20 protein-coding genes are annotated in these 15,810 nt (G+C 68.6%); all 20 read left to right on the top strand.

All coding sequences use genetic code 11. The features are described from left to right. Nucleotides 1-30: 30 nt before the first annotated feature. The 20 genes from J0P97_RS05870 to rpsQ all read left to right on the top strand — a co-directional run bounded on the left by J0P97_RS05870 (nucleotide 31) and on the right by rpsQ (nucleotide 15,809). Complete coding sequence (locus tag J0P97_RS05870; protein WP_215486839.1) at nucleotides 31-1,197, top strand: nucleotide sugar dehydrogenase; 1,167 nt, start codon at nucleotides 31-33, stop codon at nucleotides 1,195-1,197. Nucleotides 1,198-1,261: 64 nt separating this feature from the next. Continuing rightward, complete coding sequence (locus J0P97_RS05865; RefSeq protein WP_215486838.1) at nucleotides 1,262-3,397, top strand: hypothetical protein; 2,136 nt, start codon at nucleotides 1,262-1,264, stop codon at nucleotides 3,395-3,397. A 37-nt stretch (nucleotides 3,398-3,434) separates the two neighbouring features. Next, entirely contained in the window at nucleotides 3,435-5,225 is a 1,791-nt protein-coding gene (locus J0P97_RS05860) for a DUF4012 domain-containing protein (protein WP_215486837.1), read from the top strand. 186 nt (nucleotides 5,226-5,411) lie between these two features. After that, a complete protein-coding gene (locus J0P97_RS05855) occupies nucleotides 5,412-6,815 on the top strand; it encodes a sugar transferase (protein ID WP_246539844.1) in 1,404 nt (467 codons plus the stop codon). Between the two features lie 186 nt (nucleotides 6,816-7,001). Then, nucleotides 7,002-7,520 (top strand): alternate-type signal peptide domain-containing protein, encoded by a 519-nt coding sequence (locus J0P97_RS05850; protein WP_215486836.1) that lies wholly within the window; start codon nucleotides 7,002-7,004, stop codon nucleotides 7,518-7,520. Nucleotides 7,521-7,608: 88 nt separating this feature from the next. Further along, nucleotides 7,609-8,139 carry a hypothetical protein gene (locus J0P97_RS05845; protein WP_215486835.1) on the top strand — a complete coding sequence of 177 codons (531 nt, stop codon included), beginning with the start codon at nucleotides 7,609-7,611 and terminating at the stop codon, nucleotides 8,137-8,139. A gap of 53 nt (nucleotides 8,140-8,192) precedes the next feature. Continuing rightward, nucleotides 8,193-9,116, top strand: coding sequence for a hypothetical protein (locus tag J0P97_RS05840; RefSeq protein WP_215486834.1), 924 nt, complete (start codon nucleotides 8,193-8,195; stop codon nucleotides 9,114-9,116). Continuing rightward, nucleotides 9,113-9,760 (top strand): signal peptidase I, encoded by a 648-nt coding sequence (locus J0P97_RS05835; RefSeq protein ID WP_215486833.1) that lies wholly within the window; start codon nucleotides 9,113-9,115, stop codon nucleotides 9,758-9,760. Before J0P97_RS05840 ends, J0P97_RS05835 begins: the two co-directional genes overlap by 4 nt. Nucleotides 9,761-9,812: 52 nt before the next feature. Further along, complete coding sequence (locus J0P97_RS05830; protein ID WP_215486832.1) at nucleotides 9,813-10,028, top strand: hypothetical protein; 216 nt, start codon at nucleotides 9,813-9,815, stop codon at nucleotides 10,026-10,028. A gap of 404 nt (nucleotides 10,029-10,432) precedes the next feature. After that, complete coding sequence (rpsJ, locus tag J0P97_RS05825) at nucleotides 10,433-10,741, top strand: 30S ribosomal protein S10 (protein WP_005050520.1); 309 nt, start codon at nucleotides 10,433-10,435, stop codon at nucleotides 10,739-10,741. 10 nt (nucleotides 10,742-10,751) lie between these two features. Beyond that, complete coding sequence (rplC, locus tag J0P97_RS05820; RefSeq protein WP_215486831.1) at nucleotides 10,752-11,411, top strand: 50S ribosomal protein L3; 660 nt, start codon at nucleotides 10,752-10,754, stop codon at nucleotides 11,409-11,411. A gap of 2 nt (nucleotides 11,412-11,413) precedes the next feature. Continuing rightward, nucleotides 11,414-12,088 (top strand): 50S ribosomal protein L4, encoded by a 675-nt coding sequence (gene rplD / locus J0P97_RS05815; RefSeq protein ID WP_215486830.1) that lies wholly within the window; start codon nucleotides 11,414-11,416, stop codon nucleotides 12,086-12,088. After that, nucleotides 12,085-12,393: a 50S ribosomal protein L23 gene (rplW, locus tag J0P97_RS05810; protein ID WP_215486829.1), complete on the top strand. Its 309-nt coding sequence runs from the start codon at nucleotides 12,085-12,087 to the stop codon at nucleotides 12,391-12,393. The genes rplD and rplW overlap by 4 nt, the downstream gene beginning before the upstream one ends. Nucleotides 12,394-12,418: 25 nt before the next feature. After that, nucleotides 12,419-13,258 carry a 50S ribosomal protein L2 gene (gene rplB, locus J0P97_RS05805; protein ID WP_215486828.1) on the top strand — a complete coding sequence of 280 codons (840 nt, stop codon included), beginning with the start codon at nucleotides 12,419-12,421 and terminating at the stop codon, nucleotides 13,256-13,258. Nucleotides 13,259-13,270: 12 nt separating this feature from the next. Then, complete coding sequence (gene rpsS / locus J0P97_RS05800) at nucleotides 13,271-13,552, top strand: 30S ribosomal protein S19 (RefSeq protein ID WP_045275479.1); 282 nt, start codon at nucleotides 13,271-13,273, stop codon at nucleotides 13,550-13,552. Nucleotides 13,553-13,590: 38 nt separating this feature from the next. Continuing rightward, nucleotides 13,591-13,986, top strand: a complete 396-nt coding sequence (gene rplV, locus J0P97_RS05795; protein WP_215486827.1) for a 50S ribosomal protein L22 — start codon at nucleotides 13,591-13,593, stop codon at nucleotides 13,984-13,986. After that, nucleotides 13,986-14,747, top strand: coding sequence for a 30S ribosomal protein S3 (gene rpsC / locus J0P97_RS05790; protein ID WP_215486826.1), 762 nt, complete (start codon nucleotides 13,986-13,988; stop codon nucleotides 14,745-14,747). The genes rplV and rpsC overlap by 1 nt, the downstream gene beginning before the upstream one ends. Continuing rightward, entirely contained in the window at nucleotides 14,747-15,166 is a 420-nt protein-coding gene (gene rplP, locus J0P97_RS05785) for a 50S ribosomal protein L16 (protein WP_215486825.1), read from the top strand. Before rpsC ends, rplP begins: the two co-directional genes overlap by 1 nt. Then, entirely contained in the window at nucleotides 15,166-15,483 is a 318-nt protein-coding gene (gene rpmC / locus J0P97_RS05780) for a 50S ribosomal protein L29 (protein ID WP_215486824.1), read from the top strand. Before rplP ends, rpmC begins: the two co-directional genes overlap by 1 nt. After that, nucleotides 15,483-15,809, top strand: coding sequence for a 30S ribosomal protein S17 (gene rpsQ, locus J0P97_RS15515; RefSeq protein ID WP_246539843.1), 327 nt, complete (start codon nucleotides 15,483-15,485; stop codon nucleotides 15,807-15,809). Before rpmC ends, rpsQ begins: the two co-directional genes overlap by 1 nt. The last annotated feature ends 1 nt before the right edge of the window (nucleotide 15,810 follow it).

The following is a 15,810-nucleotide window of genomic DNA, read 5'->3' as shown; positions in this document are numbered from 1 at the left end:
GGGTCCTGCCCGGCCCGATACGCTGGGACGGTGAAGATCGCGATCGCCGGGACTGGATATGTCGGACTTTCCAACGCCGTGATCCTCGCTCAGCACCACGATGTGGTCGCCGTGGACATCGACGAGGAGAAGGTCGCGATGCTCGCCCGTCGCGAGTCGCCGATCGCGGATGCCGAGCTCGAGGACTATCTCGCGACCCGGGAGCTGCGCCTGACCGCCACCCTCGACGCGGCATCCGCCTACCGCGATGCCGAGTACGTCGTCATCGCGACGCCGACGAACTACGACGAGACGAGCAACTTCTTCGACACCTCGTCGGTGGAGTCGGTGATCGACGCCGTGGCGACCCTCAACCCGGCCGCCGTGATCGTCGTCAAGTCCACCGTGCCGGTCGGATTCACGGATCGCATGCGTGCCGAGCGTCCGGGCGTCACGGTCATCTTCTCGCCGGAGTTCCTCCGTGAGGGCCGCGCGCTCTACGACAACCTGCACCCCTCCCGCATCGTCGTCGGCGATCGCGGCCCTGCCGGAGCGCGCTTCGCGGACCTCATGCTCGAGGGGGCGATCGACTCCGACGTGCCGGTTCTGCTCACCGACTCCACCGAGGCCGAGGCGATCAAGCTCTTCGCCAACACCTACCTGGCCCTGAGGGTCGCCTACTTCAACGAGCTGGACACCTATGCGGCCGTCCACGGTCTCGACACGAAGCAGATCATCGAGGGGGTGGGCCTCGACCCCCGCATCGGCTCGCACTACAACAACCCCTCCTTCGGGTACGGCGGGTACTGCCTGCCGAAGGACACCAAGCAGCTCCTCGCCAACTACTCGCAGGTGCCGCAGAACCTCATCGCCGCGATCGTCGATGCCAATCGCACGCGGAAGGACTTCGTCGCCGCCGACATCCTCGGCCGGAACCCCCGCACCGTGGGCGTCTACCGCCTCATCATGAAGTCCGGCTCCGACAACTTCCGCGCCTCATCGATCCAGGGGATCATGAAGCGCATCAAGGCGAAGGGCGTCGAGGTGCTCGTGTACGAACCCACCCTCGACGGGGACGAGTTCTTCCACTCCGAGGTCGTCCGCGATCTCGACGACTTCCTGACACGGAGCGATGTCATCATCGCGAACCGGACCGCCGACGCCCTCGCGCACGTCGCGGACAAGGTCTACACCCGCGACATCTACGGCAGCGACTGAGCCGCCCACCTCCTCGGACGTCCGCTCCTGCGGGCGCCGCACCACGAAGGGAACCCCTCCGCGCATGCGACGTCGCACCCTCATCCTCACCGGCCTCGGCGCCCTCCTCGTCCTCGGGGGGATCGGCGTGACGGCCGCCATCGTGCTCGGATCATCGACGTCGCCGACCGCCTCGCCGGCGGTCAGCGCCTCACCGTCGCCCACGCCGACGATCGTGCCGCTGCCCCACGTCGCAGCGGTCGAGGGGACGATCGCCGACTGGCAGCTCGCTCCGCGGACCGCCGTCGCGGAGGTCGGGCCGGAGGTCGGCGGAGCCGCCGACGGGAAGGTCGCGCTCGCCATCGAGGCCCCGACCGTCGACGCCCCGCTCCGGGTCGCTCAGATCACCGTCCCGGTCGTCGACGGCGCCGAGTATCGGTTCTCCGCACGCGCCCGGCTCCTGTCGCCCGAGCGCACGCGTGTGCCGGCCGCGTTCGAGGTCGGATCCACCGAGATCGCGGTGCCGGCGCTGGATGCCTCGTGGACCGAGATCACCGGGACGGTGACGGCGGCGGGTGCCTCCGAGCTCGCCATCGCGCTCCGCGTCGATGCCCCCGTGACCGGTCTGGCGATCGATGACATCGTCCTCACCGAGACGCCGGCGACATCCGGCACGCCCGCCGCGTCAGGGAAGGCCACGGACAAGGCCACGGACAAGGGCGAGAAGACCGCCAACGTCGTCCCGAACCCGTCTTTCGAGGACGTCGCCTTCGCGCACCGCCTCGTCAATACCTCGCTGATGCTCCGGACGGAGACGGCCGCGCTCGCCGTCGTGCTCACGCCCGGTGCGGCGACGTGGACGGTCACGCGCGGCGACGGCACCTCGCCCGACGATCCGGTCGTCGACGACGGCTCGCTCTCCTCCGACGGCTCGGTCGCGAGCATCCCCGTCTCCTCCCTCGGCCAGGGCTACTACATCCTGCATCTCACGGATGCCGCGGGGACGGTCACCACCGCGCCCTTCGCGATCGTGGACGGGGAGGTCTCCACCGCCGATGACCGCTTCGGTGTCAGCGTCCACGTCGAGAACGCCCTGTACGACAAGGCGGCGCGCTACACCCGCTCGGTGGGCGGTGCCGAGATCCGCAACGACGTGCTGTGGCGGCGCAACGAGACCGTGGCCGGCCAGTACGACTGGGACCCGGTCTACGCCGACGGATTCGACAAGATGCACCAGAACGGCATCAAGGTCCTCGGCATCGTCAACTACGGCAACAAGCTGTACAGCCGCAACGACAAGGTCCCCGACAACCCGGAGGCGCTCGCCGCCTACGGCCGTTACGCGGCGGCGATCGTCCAGCGGTTCGACCTCGTCGGTGTCGAGGTCTACAACGAGTTCAACCACGCGCGGTTCAACACCTCCGCCTGCGGGACGGAGCCGGCCTGCTACGTGCCCCTCCTGGAAGCGGTCCACACGAGCGTGAAGGCCGTCGACCCGGCCATGCCCGTCGTCGCCGGTGCGACCGCGCTCTATGACGCGCCCTGGTTCGACGGGCTCTGGCAGGCCGGGGGGATGGCCTACACCGACGTCATCAGCTACCACCCCTACCTTCTGAACGAGCAGCAGCTCGGCGAGGCGGTCGATCAGTCCGTCGAGAGCATGCGGACGAACGCGGGCGACGTCCGCCCGGTGTGGATCTCCGAACTGGGCAACCCGTCGGTCCCCGGATGGAACACGATCGCCGTCCAGGCATCCTCCGTCCTGAAGATGTACGCCGTGACGCTCGGCCACGGCGTCCAGAAGATGTTCTGGTACGACCTCGTCAACGACAGCGACGATCCGGCGAAGGCGATGGAGAGCAACGCCGGACTCTTCTACTTCCCGACCGAGGGGGTCGCGGCGCTGACCCCGAAGCCGTCCGGATTCGTCTACGCGATGATGACGCACGCCCTGGCGGGCCGCGCCGCCCAGCCCCTCGCCGATCCGATCGCCGAGGGGACGATGTCCTACGCCTTCGGCACCGGTGCACAGAAGACGACCGTCGCGTTCTCCACCACCGGTGGTCCCGTCCAGGCGACGATCGCTTCGAAGGGTCCACTCGACGTGCTCACGCTCGACGGCAAGGTCACGACGGCACCGTCCGTGAAGGGCGAGGTCTCGGTGACGATCCCGGGCGACGGCGTGATCATCTCCGAGCACGTGTCGACGGACGCGGGCTGACCGGGTTCGCTCAGGTGGCCGTCGGTAGAATCGAATGATGCAACACGAGACCCGACGCGCGGCGCGCGAGTCAGCCGCACGCGATCTTGGAGCAGCAGAGGCGGGCGGCGGCCAGCGGCCCGCAGCCGCAGGCCGACGCAGCCGGAAGCGGACGGCGTGGATCGTCGTGGCGTGCGCGATGGTGGTGATCCTCGGCGCAGCCGCATGGATCGGATTCCGCGCCCTCACGGTCAAGGCCGAGCTCGAATCCGCCCAGCGGCTGCTGTCCTCGTCGGACTCGGAGCTGACGACGCAGGAGCGCATGACCCGCATGGGCGGTCATGCGCAGGCCGCGGCATCGGCATCCAACGACCCGATCTGGCGCGTCGCCGAGTTCATCCCGGTGGCCGGCGACAACCTCCGGGCCGTGCGGGTCGCCAGTGAGGCGCTCGACCTCGTCGCGAACGAGCTCGGCGTCCCGGCGCTCGCCGCGATCGACGGCGGTGGCGAGGGCTCGCCCTTCACTCGCGTGCTCCCCGTGCTCGCCGCCGCGACCCCCGATGTCAGCGCGATGGCCGCGTCCGTCGCGGACGCGGCATCCTCGCCCTTCCTCATCGGACCGGTGCGGTCGGGGATCGATCAGGTCGACGCGGTCGTCGGTTCCGCCGCACCGGCGCTGGAGCTGGTGCCCTCCCTCCTCGGTTCGGACGGTCCCAAGCGATACCTGCTCGCCTTCCAGAACAACGCGGAGCTGCTCGCGCTCGGCGGGAGCGCGGCCTCGCAGACGCTGATCGCGGTCGACGGGGGGGACATCCGGATCGAGGGTCAGGCGAGCAGCGCCGACTTCGGCCAGGACGTCGCCGTCGACGTGCCCGTCGATCAGAGCGCGATCGATCTGTACTCGCGATACCTCGTCGACCATGTCAACACGACGATGAGCCGGCCCGACTTCCCCACCGCAGCCAGCCTGCTCAAGGCGTTCTGGGAGCGCGACATCAGTCCCGGACCGATCGACGGCGTGATCGCGATCGATCCGATCGCCCTCGGCCGCATCCTGGAGGCCACCGGGCCGATCACGGTCGGCGACGTGGAGATCACGTCGAAGAACGCCGTCTCGGTGCTCCTGAAGGACGTCTACACCTGGTGGGACCCGTACGCGAGCAAGGCGGAGGCGCGCGCGTCCGACGCGTTCTTCGCCGCCGTCGCGGCGACCGTCTTCGATCGGGTCGCGTCGGGGACCTTCGACCTCAAGGACATGCTGTGGGCCGTCAACGAGAGCATCGGCCAGGGCGACATCCTGATGTGGATGCAGGATCCGCAGGCCGCGGCGCTTCTCGACGGTCAGAAGGTCGCCGGCGTGCTCCCGACCGACAACGCCGACGCCACCACGATGGGCGTGTTCTTCCGCGACGCGTCCGCCGGAAAGATCGACTACTACATGAAGTCCGCCGTCGACCTGAGCCGCACGTGCTCCGGATCGGAGAGCACGTTCGCGGCGACGACGAGCCTGCATCTGGACATCTCGCAGGAAGACGCGGACGCGCTGCCCCGCTACGTCAAGAGCGCCGTGTGGGGATCGAAGCAGTTCCGGACGGAGGTGTTCGTCTACGGTCCTCCCGGGACGACGTTCACGGGGTTCTCCGCGGACGGTCGCGACATCGTCCCCCTGCGGACGGACATCACCGATCTCGGCCGCCCCGTCGCGGCGCTCCAGCTGACGCTGCGCCCGGGGGAGACCGGCACGGTGACGGCGACGTTCACCGGGTCCGGTGCCTTCGGACCGCTCGCACTCCGCGCGACGCCGATGATCCACGCGACCGACGTCGCGATCGCCGATACCTGCGGCTGATACCTGCGGCAGGCGCCGCCTGGTTTCGACGAGTCTGTGAACCTGCCCTAAACTGGCGCGGGCGGACGACGCCGCTCATCGGATCTTGTGGGGAGCACAGCCGACGTGATGTTGCGTAGAGCCGGTGGGGGTGCGCGCACGTCGCCTGCTTTCGTCGCCGCTCGTCGTTCATCCCGGAACTGGCCGATGCGCTACGGGCGCTGGCTCGCCTACAGCGACCTGGTCGTCCTCGTCGTCATCTTCGCGGTCTTCTGGATCCTGGCTCGCACTCTGGAGTTCGAGCGGATCTCCTGGCCCGACGGACCCGACCTCCCGTATTGGGTGGTGATCCTCGCGATCGAAGGGCTCTGGTTCGTCGCCCTCGGCGTGTTCGACACGCGTGAGCGCCACATCGTCGGCAACGGTCCGCTCGAGTACGCCCGGATCGCGAACGCCGGCGTCGCCCTGTTTGCCCTCCTCGTCTCGCTCGCCTTCTTCCTGCGGCTGGAGGTGTCCCGGGCGCTTCTGCTCGTCGTCATCCCACTCGGGACGATCGTCCTGATCCTCTCCCGATGGTTCTGGCGGCAGTGGCTCCGGGCGCAGCAGCGCGCGCGCAAGTACGTCTACCGCGCCGTCGTCCTCGGCGAGCCGCGAAAGGTCGCGCACATCATCAGCGCGATCCGTCGCACCTCCGGGACGGGCTTCGACATCGTCGGCGCCGTCACGAGCGGCACCGAGGCCGCCTCCATCGAGGGCGTGCCCGTCGTCGGAGGCTTCGCGACGGCGGCAGAGGCCCTGGATGCCGTGGATGCCGACACCCTCATCGTCGCAGGATCCGACGAAGTCGATCCGGGCATCATGCGGCGTCTGGGGTGGGCGATCGCCGATCGTGACGCGAACCTCGTGGTGGCGCCGCAGCTCACCGATGTCGCGGGCCCCCGCATCCACTCGCGCCCGGCCGCCGGTCTTCCGCTCGTCCACGTCGAGTACCCGAGCCTCGAGGGGTACCGCGGGTTCATCAAGCGCACCTTCGACGTCGTCGCCTCCAGCCTGCTCATCGTCATCACCTCGCCGGTGATGCTCGCCGCGGCGATCGCGATCCGCAGCGAAGGTGCGGGTCCGATCATGTATCGACAGACGCGGGTCGGTCGCCGCGGCACCTCGTTCGGAATGCTCAAGTTCCGCTCAATGATCCCGGGAGCCGATGACGAGCTGGCCAGCCTTCTGGACGCACAGGGCTCATCCGATCGACCCCTCCACAAGGTCATCGACGACCCGCGCATCACCCGCGTCGGCCGGTTCCTCCGGAAGCACTCCATCGACGAGCTGCCGCAGCTGTTCAACGTCCTCGTGGGGACCATGAGTCTCGTCGGGCCACGCCCGCAGCGCGCGGCCGAGGTGGCCTTCTACGACGATGCCGCGGAGCGCCGCCTGCTGGTCAAGCCCGGGATGAGCGGGCTGTGGCAGGTGAGCGGACGGTCGCGCCTCGCGTGGGAGGACGCGCTGCGGCTCGATCTCTACTACGTCGAGAACTGGTCGTTCATGCAGGACCTGCAGATCCTCTTCCGGACGGTGCGCGCGGTCGTCTCTCCCGGAGACAGCGCGCGCTGAACGGCCGCCGCCGGAGCGGTCGGCGACGCGGTCAAGATCGGTGCAGGACTTGCTCAAGTCCTCTGACCGGCAAACCTGCATGCATGAGAATCGTCTCATCTGGGGAGATGGGGGCCGCCGTCGTGGTGCGCCCTGTCCTGCTCTCCAGCGAATCCCCCCCGGATTCGTCACGCGAAAGAGAGACATATGAACAAGTTCGTGAAGGGGTCCGTCGCGGCCGGCGTCGCGACACTCCTCCTGCTCGGCGGCGGCGGTTCGCTGGCCTACTGGAACGACCAGGCCGGGCTCACCGGTGCTCAGATCGAGGCCGGCACGCTCTCGTTGACGACGAGCGCCGGCGCATGGACCCACGACATCGCGCGGTGGGTTCCCGGTGACACCGACACCTACACCGCGAACCTCGATCTCACCGCCACGGGCGATCACATGAAGGGGCAGGTGACGGTCGATAAGAGCTCGATCGCGTTCGCGCCCGCAAGCGTCGCGAACCAGTTCACGATCACGGTGTCTCCGGCCGGCGCACTCCCTGCCGGAGTGACGTTCTCGAACGGTGCTTTCGCCTTCGCCGGTCCTGTCACCGCATCGATCCCCGTCAAGGTGATGGTGGCGTTCGCCTACGACGCCGCGGCCCCGCAGAACGACTCGCAGGCAGCGACGGTCGCGCTCGCCGACATCGCGTTCGAAGCGAAGCAGCTCGCGCCGTAAGCCGCTCACGGCGGCGATGGGGTCCGACGCGGACGCCCTCGCCGCCGTTCGCGCACCCGATCGACATCCCCCCTGCCCGGAGACCCCCATGCCCTCCCGAGAGACGCCTTCACGCGCGCGCCGCTGGCGAGCGCGCCACGCGCTCGTGTGCGCGGCCGGCGCGGCCGGTCTGCTCGCCGTCGCCCTCTCCGGCGTCGGCGGCAGCTACGCGATGTGGAACGATGCGGCTTCGGTGGATGCCGGAACCATCACGGCGGGCACCGCCGGCATCGCCGCCTCGTGGAGCGGCGGGCAGCCCGACGCCGCCGGGGGCGATCTGCTTCCGGGGGAGTCGGTGCGCCGCGCCGCGACCGTGAGCAACACCGGGGCGACGTCCCTGATGATCTCGGCGGCGGCCGTCGGCTCTGCGGGCTTCGAGGTCCGCGTGGGCGCAGGCGGGTGCCCCGCAGGCCCGCTCGGAGGCCCCGCGGGGGACGGTCGGTCGCAGGCGACGGGGGTCACCCTCGCCCCGGGCGCCGCGACGGTCGTCTGCGTCGAGGTTCGCGCGACGGCGGCGGCGATCCCCGCGCAGTCCGTCGCGTTCACGGTCCGGTTCGACGGGATGCAGGTGGCCCGCTGATGCGCCGGCGTCGACGGACGCTCCAGCCGTTGGTGCGACGGGGGAGTCTGGGAGTGGCACTCGCCGCGCTCATCGTCCTGGTCGGCGCGAGCGGTGCGCTCGGCTACTGGAGCGCGCAGGCGAACGTGCAGGCAGCGGCCGCCACGGCACGCACGGGTGTGATCCAATCCGCATCCCCTGCAGGTCTCGTGAACACCTACAGCGCGACGGCGCAGCGGTTCGCCGGCTCGATCACTCTGCAGAACACCGGGAGTCGAACGGCGTCCTATGCCGTCGCGCTCGTCGCGACATCCGCGACTCAGGCGACGTTGCCCGCGGCGATCGGCGTCGCCGCGGCTCCTGTCGCATCCGCTGCCGCGTGCACCGCGACCGCGCCGCTCAGCGGTGCGCAGACCGGCGCTGCATCCTCCTTCACCGCGACGGGGGTGCTGGCCGCCGGCGCGAGCGTCATCCTGTGCCTGCAGACCTCGATGACGGCGTCCGCAACCTCGACCTACGCCGGCTCCTCCGCGTCCCTCGTCCTCCGCGGCCGCCTCGAGTACGCACCGTCGGACACCTGGCGCGTGGCAGGAGCGGACATCGCGCTCACGCAGGGCGTCGCAGCGGCGCCTCCCGCGCCGACGATGGCCTGCACGGACAACAACGGGTGGGGCATCGATCTGCGGTTCACCGAAAGCGCGACCGCCGGCGACATCCACTATCGCCTCTTCCTCGCGCGCGAGAGTTCGCCCGGCGCGCGGGTCCCGTTCACGGCGGCCTCCGCCCCGAATCCGTGGTGGCCGGTCGTCCAGATCTCGCCGGGATCGAGCAGTCTGCAGACCTACCTCGCCGCACCGAACGGCGGGAAGGGCAACACCTGGCTCTTCGTCGAGAGGTCGGCGACCGGCGCGTCCGGGCCGTGGACGCAGGTGGCGAGCGGCCGGTTCCGCACCGAAGACTCCGCGCAGGGCCTGCGGACGTGGTGCGGATGGAAGTGACCATCGCCCCGGCGCCGACGCGCGAGCCCAGGGGCGCTGCCCGACGACGCCGGCGCGTCGGCGCACGCAGCCTGCTCGACGCGATCATCCTGGGACTGAGCTCCGGGATGCTGCTGCTCGTCGTGGCGATCGGCGTCCTCGTCATCGCGCTTCCGGCCGCGGTGGGCGGGATGCCGCTCACGATCCTGACCGGCTCGATGTCGCCGTCCCTGCCGCCCGGCACCCTGGTGGTCGTCCGACCGACGCCGATCTCGGACATCGGGCCCGGCGATGTCCTCACCTTCCAGTACGCGTCGGGGCAGCCGACGCTCGTCACCCACCGGGTCGTGGCGCGCGCGGTCGACACGCACTCCGACGCGGTCACCTTCGTCACGCAAGGCGACGCCAACCCGCGGCCGGACGACGGCGAGGTGCTTCCGGTGCAGGTCCGAGGCACCGTCTGGTTCGCCGTCCCCCTGCTCGGCTGGGTCAACCAGGCGATGAGCGGCGCCCGCGGCTGGCTGGTTCCCGCGATCGCCGCCGCGCTCCTCTGCTACGCGGTGTGGATGATGGTCTCCGGGCTGCGCGACCGTCGCCGCCCGCGACGTCCCGCGAGGTCGGTCGATGCGGACGATCCCGCGGTGCGGACCGACTCTTCCGTCTGAGAGGGCCGCGCGCCATGATGGAAGCCTCAACCCACCCGCAGGAGGAGTACGCATGGGAATCGACGATCTCGTAGGCAAGGGCAAGGAATTCCTCGAGCAGAACAAGGAGAAGATCGACGAGACGCTGCATTCCGATCAGGCGGAGCAGGTCAGCGACTCCGTTCTGGACGCCGCCGCCGACTTCGTGAAGAAGATCGCGCCGGATTCGGTCGATGAGAAGGTCGACGGCATCCGCGACTCGATCGATTCCAGCGTCGGCAAAGAGTAACGAGTACCGGAGAAGGGGGCGGATGCAAGGGCATCCGCCCCCTTCCGCGTTCTCACGGGAAGCTCCCGGCGAGCGCGACACGCCCGGGTTTGCGACACGCCCGGGCGGCACGTAGACTAGACCAGTTCCACATTCCTGCGTGCGCGCCAGCGCTGCGGGATCACTGCCAGGGCAGTGCATAGGTCGGCCGGGACCCGCGAGGGTTCGGCGAGAGCCTAGGCCGCGGGTAGCAGAACATCACAATCCGATCCTCCCCAACCGGGAACCCGTGCGCGTGCGCGCGGGGATCGGGCCTGACATCAGAACAGTGGTGCGCCTCGAAAGAGTAGTGCCCGGCACAGCCAGCTGTGCCCTGTGCGTCCAATGCCCCCGAGGTACGACGCGAGAAAGAGAGTGAGCAGACAATGGCGGGACAGAAGATCCGCATTCGCCTGAAGTCGTATGACCACGAGGTCATCGACACGTCGGCGCGCAAGATCGTCGACACGGTGACCCGCGCAGGCGCCACCGTCGTGGGCCCCGTGCCCCTTCCGACCGAGAAGAACGTCGTGTGCGTCATCCGGTCGCCCCACAAGTACAAGGACAGCCGCGAGCACTTCGAGATGCGCACCCACAAGCGCCTCATCGACATCATCGACCCGACGCCCAAGGCCGTCGACTCGCTGATGCGTCTCGACCTCCCGGCCGATGTCAACATCGAGATCAAGCTCTGAGGTCGCGGTCATGGCACACATCAACGAAAAGGTTTCCAAGGGCCTGCTCGGCACCAAGCTGGGTATGACCCAGGTCTGGGATGAGAACGGCAAGCTCGTTCCCGTCACCGTCATCGAGGTCTCGCCCAACGTCGTGACCCAGGTGCGCACGCCCGAGCGCGACGGCTACAACGCCGTCCAGATCGCCTACGGCCAGATCGACCCCCGCAAGGTCAACCAGCCCCTGACGGCCCACTTCGAGGCCGCAGGCGTGACCCCTCGCCGCCACCTCACCGAGGTGCGCACCGCGGATGCCGCTGACTACTCGCTCGGTCAGGAGCTCACGGTCGACGGCACCTTCGAGGCCGGCCAGCTGGTCGACGTCGTCGGCACCAGCAAGGGCAAGGGCACCGCGGGTGTCATGAAGCGTCACAACTTCAAGGGTGTCTCCGCGTCGCACGGTTCGCACCGCAACCACCGCAAGCCCGGTTCGATCGGCGCCTCGTCGACCCCGAGCCGCGTCTTCAAGGGCATGCGCATGGCCGGCCGTATGGGTGGCGAGCGCGTGACCGTCCTCAACCTCACGGTGCACGCCGTCGACGCCGAGAAGGGTCTGCTGCTCGTCAAGGGCGCCGTCCCCGGCGCGCGCGGCCGCATCGTCTACGTCCGCAACGCAGTGAAGGGTGCCTGATCATGGCTGACTCGACTCTCGCGCTCGACGTCCTGAAGGCCGACGGCAAGAAGGCCGGCTCCGTGGAGCTGCCCGCCGCGATCTTCGACGTCAAGACGAACATCCCCCTCATCCACCAGGTCGTCGTCGCGCAGCTCGCGGCGGCTCGCCAGGGCACCCACTCGACCAAGCGTCGCGGTGAGGTCTCCGGTGCCGGCCGCAAGCCCTTCAAGCAGAAGGGCACGGGTAACGCCCGTCAGGGCTCGATCCGCGCGCCGCACATGACCGGTGGTGGCATCGTCCACGGCCCGAAGCCGCGCGACTACTCGCAGCGCACCCCCAAGAAGATGATCGCCGCGGCCCTGCTGGGCGCGCTCAGCGACCGCGCTCGGGGTGGCCGTCTGCACGTCGTCGACTCCTTCGGCATCGACGGGGCGCCTTCCACGAAGGCCGCCGCATCGGTCCTGTCCACGCTGAACGCGACCAAGAACGTCCTGGTGGTCATCGACCGCGACGACGAGCTCACGGTCAAGAGCGTGCGCAACCTCGGCTACGTCCACGTCCTGGACTTCGGCCAGCTGAACGCCTACGACGTGCTCGTCTCCGACGACATCGTCTTCACCAAGGCCGCCTACGACGCCTTCGTCTCCGCGAAGTCGGACGCCACGGCCGCCGCCACCGAGGAGGTCTCGGCATGACCGCGAACGTCTCTCTGAACAAGGACCCGCGCGACATCATCCTGAAGCCGGTCGTCTCGGAGAAGAGCTACGGGCTCATCGACGAGGGCAAGTACACGTTCCTCGTGGACCCCCGCGCCTCGAAGACCGAGATCAAGCTCGCCATCGAGAAGATCTTCGGTGTGAAGGTCGCGTCGGTTAACACGCTCAACCGCACGGGCAAGGCCCGCCGCACCCGCTTCGGCGCCGGCAAGCGCAAGGACACCAAGCGCGCCATCGTCACGCTGAAGTCGGGCACCATCGACATCTTCACGGCCGTCGGCTGACCGCTGGGATAGAGGACTAGAGAACATGGCTATTCGCAAGTACAAGCCCACGACCCCCGGTCGTCGCGGTTCGTCGGTGGCCGACTTCGCCGAGATCACCCGATCGACGCCCGAGAAGTCGCTGCTGCGCCCGCTGTCGAAGACCGGTGGCCGCAACAACCAGGGCCGCATCACGACGCGTCACATCGGTGGCGGTCACAAGCGTCAGTACCGCGTCATCGACTTCCGTCGCAATGACAAGGACGGCGTCAACGCCAAGGTCGCGCACATCGAGTACGACCCCAACCGCACTGCGCGCATCGCGCTCCTGCACTACTTCGACGGCGAGAAGCGCTACATCCTGGCGCCGAACAAGCTCAACCAGGGCGACATCGTCGAGTCGGGTGCGTCGGCGGACATCAAGCCGGGCAACAACCTGCCGCTGAAGAACATCCCCACCGGTACCGTCATCCACGCGATCGAGCTCCGCCCCGGCGGCGGCGCGAAGATGGCGCGTTCGGCGGGAGCCTCGGTGCGTCTCGTCGCCAAGGACGGCCCCTACGCGCAGCTGCGTCTGCCCTCGGGCGAGATCCGCAACGTCGACGCGCGCTGCCGCGCCACGATCGGCGAGGTCGGCAACGCCGAGCAGTCGAACATCAACTGGGGCAAGGCCGGCCGCAAGCGCTGGAAGGGCGTCCGCCCGACCGTCCGCGGTGTCGCGATGAACCCCGTCGACCACCCGCACGGTGGTGGCGAGGGCAAGACGTCCGGTGGTCGTCACCCCGTCACTCCTTGGGGCCAGGCTGAGGGTCGCACCCGCCACGCCAACAAGGAAAGCGACAAGTACATCGTCCGTCGTCGCAACGCCGGCAAGAAGCGCAAGTAGGAGTAGAGGAAGATGCCTCGCAGCCTTAAGAAGGGCCCCTTCGTCGACGAGCACCTGCTCCGCAAGGTCGTCGTCCAGAACGAAGCCGGTACCAAGAACGTCATCAAGACCTGGTCGCGCCGTTCGATGATCATCCCCGCAATGCTGGGACACACCATCGCCGTGCACGACGGACGCAAGCACATCCCCGTGTTCGTGTCCGAGACCATGGTCGGCCACAAGCTGGGCGAGTTCGCGCCCACCCGCACCTTCCGCGGCCACGTGAAGGACGACAAGAAGGGTCGCCGCCGCTGACGCGGGGGCGTACCCAGAGAGGACAGAGGAGGAGAGACATGGTGGATTCCATCGCACGCGTGAAGCACATTCGCGTGACCCCTCAGAAGGCTCGTCGTGTCGTCGCGCTCATCAAGGGCAAGCAGGCTCAGGAGGCTCTCGCCATCCTGAAGTTCGCCCCGCAGAGTGCAAGCGAGCCGATCTACAAGCTCGTCGAGTCCGCGATCGCCAACGCACGCGTGAAGGCTGACCGCGACGGCGAGTACCTGGACGAGCAGGACCTGTACGTGTCGAACGCGTACGTGGACGAGGGATCGACGCTCAAGCGTTTCCGCCCCCGTGCGCAGGGCCGCGCGTTCCAGATCAAGAAGCGCACGAGCCACATCACCGTCGTGCTCGCGACCCCCGAGGTCGCCGAGACGGCCGGTGCCACGACCAAGAAGGCGAGCAAGTAATGGGACAGAAGGTCAACCCGTACGGCTTCCGCCTCGGCATCACCACGGACCACGTGTCGCGTTGGTTCTCGGACTCCACCAAGCCCGGCCAGCGTTACGCCGACTACGTGGCCGAGGACATCAAGATCCGCAAGCTCCTGCAGACGCAGCTCGACCGTGCCGGCGTGTCCGGCATCGAGATCGAGCGCACCCGTGACCGCGTCCGCGTCGACATCCACACCGCCCGCCCGGGCATCGTGATCGGTCGCCGCGGCGCCGAGGCCGAGCGCATCCGCGCCGACCTCGAGAAGCTCACCGGCAAGCAGATCCAGCTGAACATCCTCGAGGTCAAGAACCCCGAGGCCGACGCGCAGCTGGTCGCGCAGGGCATCGCCGAGCAGCTCTCCGCACGTGTGGCGTTCCGCCGCGCGATGCGCAAGGGTCTGCAGGGCGCGCAGCGCGCGGGAGCCAAGGGCATCCGCATCCAGGTCTCCGGCCGTCTCGGCGGCGCCGAGATGAGCCGGTCGGAGTTCTACCGCGACGGTCGTGTGCCCCTGCACACCCTGCGCGCGAACATCGACTACGGCTTCTACGAGGCCAAGACCACCTTCGGCCGCATCGGTGTGAAGGTCTGGATCTACAAGGGCGACCTGACGGCCAAGGAGCTCGCTCGCGAGCAGGCCAACGCCCCCAAGGCGCCCCGTGGTCGCGATGACCGTGGCGGCGACCGTCGTCGCGGCCCCCGCAACGAGGCCCCCGTCGCAGAAGGAGCGTCTGCCTGATGCTTATCCCCCGCAAGGTCAAGTACCGCAAGCAGCACCACCCGGGTCGCTCGGGCGCTGCCACCGGTGGCACCAAGGTGTCGTTCGGTGAGTTCGGCATCCAGGCCCTCACGCCCGCGTACGTGACGAACCGTCAGATCGAGTCCGCTCGTATCGCCATGACGCGTCACATCAAGCGTGGCGGAAAGGTGTGGATCAACATCTACCCCGACCGTCCGCTCACGAAGAAGCCGGCCGAAACCCGCATGGGTTCCGGTAAGGGTTCGCCGGAGTGGTGGGTCGCCAACGTCAAGCCCGGCCGGGTCCTCTTCGAGGTCGCCGGTGTCAACGAGGAGCTCGCTCGCGAGGCCCTCACCCGGGCAATCCACAAGCTGCCGCTGAAGGCACGCATCATCAAGCGCGAGGAGGGCGACGCGTAATGGCCGTCGGAACCAAGACGCTCGCACCGAGCGAGCTCGACACGTTCGAGGACCAGCGCCTCGTCGAGGAGCTGCGTAAGGCCAAGGAGGAGCTGTTCAACCTGCGCTTCCAGTCGGCCACTGGGCAGCTCGACAGCCACGGCCGCATCCGTGCGGTCAAGCGCGACATCGCGCGGCTCTACACCGTGATCCGGGAGCGCGAGCTCGGCATCCGTGCCACGCCCGCACCTGCCGAGGTCGCGCCCAAGGCGAAGAAGAAGGCGACGAAGAAGGCGGATGCCTCCGCTGACGCCGCCGCGAAGGAAGAGGCTGAGTGATGGCCACCAAGAAGACTGAAGAAGCAGTCGTCTCCGGTCACGAGCACGCTGCGCACGATGTGCGCGACGCGGATGCCCGTGGATACCGCAAGACGCGCCGCGGCTACGTCGTCAGCGACAAGATGGACAAGACCATCGTCGTCGAGGTCGAAGACCGTGTGAAGCACCCGCTCTACGGCAAGATCATCCGCCGCACGTCGAAGGTCAAGGCTCACGACGAGCTGAACACCGCCGGCATCGGCGACCTCGTGATCATCAACGAGACCCGTCCGCTCAGCGCCACCAAGCGCTGGCGCCTGGTCGAGATCCTCGAGAAGGCGAAGTAAG

This window comes from Microbacterium flavum (genome assembly GCF_018717645.1).
In the GTDB taxonomy this organism is placed as follows: Bacteria; Actinomycetota; Actinomycetes; order Actinomycetales; family Microbacteriaceae; genus Microbacterium; species Microbacterium flavum.
This window is presented reverse-complemented; position numbering and strand designations above follow the sequence as displayed.